The organism is Marilutibacter maris (assembly GCF_006546735.2).
Lineage (GTDB): Bacteria > Pseudomonadota > Gammaproteobacteria > Xanthomonadales > Xanthomonadaceae > Marilutibacter > Marilutibacter maris.
Genome location: NZ_VICD02000118.1, coordinates 1 through 2733, shown reverse-complemented (window position 1 = coordinate 2733; position 2733 = coordinate 1). Strand labels below are relative to the sequence as shown.

Below are 2733 nucleotides of genomic sequence, written 5' to 3'. Positions count from 1 at the left end.
GCCGCACGGACCCGGATGCGGCGCCCCCAGCCCGCCGCGGCACGTCGCATCGCCCGCCCGCGCGGGCACGACGCCGCACCGAGAAGTCCATGAGCAAGAAGATCGACATCGAAATCCTCGCAGACGCCGGCAGCGCGCTGTACGTCAGCGAGCGCAAGGTCTATCCGCGCGACGTCGACGGCCGCTTCCAGAGACTGCGCAAGATCGCGGTGTTCGTGCTGCTGGGCATGTTCTACCTGTTCCCGTGGCTGAGCTGGGACGGCCGCCAGGCGGTGCTGTTCGACCTGCCGGCGCGCAAGTTCTACGTGTTCGGACTGAATTTCTGGCCGCAGGACTTCATCTTCCTCGCCCTGCTGCTGATCATCGCCGGCATGGCCCTGTTCTTCTTCACCACCCTCGCCGGTCGACTGTGGTGCGGCTACGCCTGTCCGCAGACGGTGTGGACCGAGGTGTTCCTGTGGATCGAGCGCTGGACCGAAGGCGACCGGCACAAACGGATGAAGCTCGACGCCGGCCCCTGGAACCGCGAAAAGCTGCTGCGCAAGGGCGGCAAGCACGTGCTGTGGCTGCTGTTCGCGCTGTGGACCGGCTTCACCTTCGCCGGCTTCTTCGTCCCGATCCGCGACCTGGCGATCCGCGCGCCGCTGGGCTGGGGCGGCTGGGAGACCTTCTGGGTGCTGTTCTACGCCCTCGCGACCTGGGGCAATGCCGGCTTCCTGCGCGAGCAGGTCTGCAAGTACATGTGTCCGTACGCGCGCTTCCAGAGCGCGATGTTCGACCGCAACACCCTGCTGATCGCCTACGACCCGATGCGCGGCGAACCGCGCGGCCCGCGCAAGCGCGGCCTGGCCAGCGTGCTGGAACGCGCGCGCGGCCTGCTCGACGTCGACAAAGCCAACGACTACGTGTTCCGCTTCGCCCACGCGCAGCAGAAGGTCGACAGCGCCGGCACCACCTCGGTCGTCGACGAGGGCCTGAAGGCCGAGCCGCTGCCGAAGTTCAGCGGCGAGGCGCTGGGCGACTGCATCGACTGCACCCTGTGCGTGCAGGTCTGCCCGACCGGCATCGACATCCGCAACGGCCTGCAGTACGAGTGCATCGCCTGCGGCGCCTGCATCGACGCCTGCAACCAGGTGATGGACAAGATGGGCTATCCGCACGGGTTGATCCGCCATTCGACCCAGAACGCGATCGACGCCAAGCCGACCCGGGTGCTGCGTCCGCGGGTGCTGGTCTACGGCCTGCTGCTGGCCAGCCTGTGCGCGGCCTGGGCCTGGGGCGTCACCCACCGCAGCGCGCTGATCGCCGAGGTCCTGCGCGACCGCAACGCGCTGTACCGCGAAGTGGCCGGCGAGCGCATCGAGAACGGCTATACCCTCAAGCTGATCAACAAGACCGTGGAGCCCCAGCAGTACCGGCTCGGCCTGCAGGCGCCCGCCGGCGTCGAACTGGTCGGCGGCGAGCGCACCATCGAGGCGCCGGCCGAGGCGGTGCTGAACATCCCGCTGACGCTGTCCGCGGCGCGCGAGCTGAACGGCCGCCATCCGGTCGTGTTCACCGTCGAGGCCGTCGACGGCAGTACCCGCGAGTATGTCGAATCCAGTTTCTTCGGACCGATCGAATGAGCAAGCGTCACCCCCTGCGCGAACCCATGGTCTGGCTGCTGATCGGCCTGCCGGTCGCCGCCGTCGTCGCCGGCATCGCCACCATCGTGATCTCCAGCGGCGGCAGCGACGCGGTGATCGACCCGGTCGAGCGCACCGCCCAGATCCAGACCGTCGAACTCGGCCCGGACGAGCGCGCCCGCGAGCTGAAGCTGTCGGCGGTATTGCAGGTCGACGGTCAGCGGTTGCTGTTGTTGCCGGCCAGCGGCGCCTGGACCCGCGACACCACCGCCCCGACCGTGCCGGCCTCCGCCGGGGCCGAATCCGGCGACGACGCATCGGCCGAGCAGCGGGCCCGCGACGGCACCTCGCACGATCGCCCGCTGACCCTGGTGCTGTCGCATCCGACCGACGCCGCGCAGGATCTGCAGGTCGAGCTGCGGCCGAGCGAGCTGGGCTGGGCCGCCGAACTCGAACAGGCCCTGGACCCCGGCCACGACTGGCTGCTGCGACTGGGCCCGGCCGACGGCCGCTGGCGCCTGCAGGGACGCTTGATCGCGACCCAGCAGGCGGCGCGGCTGGGACCGGTGCTGAAGGCGGAATAGCCAGCTTGGACAGCTCCGGGCCCACGCCGCGCGCACCGCGACCGCACGACGGGGGCGGCACGCAGTCCGCCCCGGCCACTGCCGCGGGCGCCTGCTACCACTGCGGCGAACCGCTTCCGGCGGCGCCGGTCACCGGCCTCATCGCCGATCGCCAGCACCGCTTCTGCTGCAGCGGCTGCGCGGCCGCCGCGCAGTGGATCGCCGGTGCGGCGCTGGAGGACTACTACCGCCTGCGCGAGTCGCCGGCCGGCCGGGTCGGCGTCGACCTGCCCGACTACGCCGCATTCGACCGCGACGCGGTGCTGGCCGAGCACAGCCGTCGGATCGACGGCGGCCGCGAGATCACCGTACTGACCGACGCCATGCGCTGCGCCGCCTGCGCCTGGCTGATCGACCGCGCGCTGCGCCGCGAGCCCGGCGTGCTCGACCTCACCGCGAACGCCGTCACCGGTCGCATCCGCCTGGCCTGGGACCCGGCGCGGACCTCGCCGTCGACGCTGATGACGCGGCTGGCCGCGCTCGGC

At 71.1% G+C, this 2733-nt stretch carries 3 protein-coding genes; all 3 read left to right on the top strand.

Going from position 1 to position 2733, the window contains the following annotated elements:
• Window positions 1–89 precede the first annotated feature (89 nt).
• The gene (locus tag FKV24_RS07590; RefSeq protein ID WP_141481943.1) at window positions 90–1625 is read left to right on the top strand and encodes a 4Fe-4S dicluster domain-containing protein; all 1536 of its coding nucleotides are present in this window, start codon (window positions 90–92) and stop codon (window positions 1623–1625) included.
• A complete protein-coding gene (locus tag FKV24_RS07585) occupies window positions 1622–2209 on the top strand; it encodes a FixH family protein (RefSeq protein ID WP_111265458.1) in 588 nt (195 codons plus the stop codon). The genes FKV24_RS07590 and FKV24_RS07585 overlap by 4 nt, the downstream gene beginning before the upstream one ends.
• 5 nt (window positions 2210–2214) lie before the next feature.
• The coding region (locus tag FKV24_RS07580) for a heavy metal translocating P-type ATPase metal-binding domain-containing protein (RefSeq protein WP_211371817.1) at window positions 2215–2733 on the top strand (519 nt) is incomplete at its 3' end.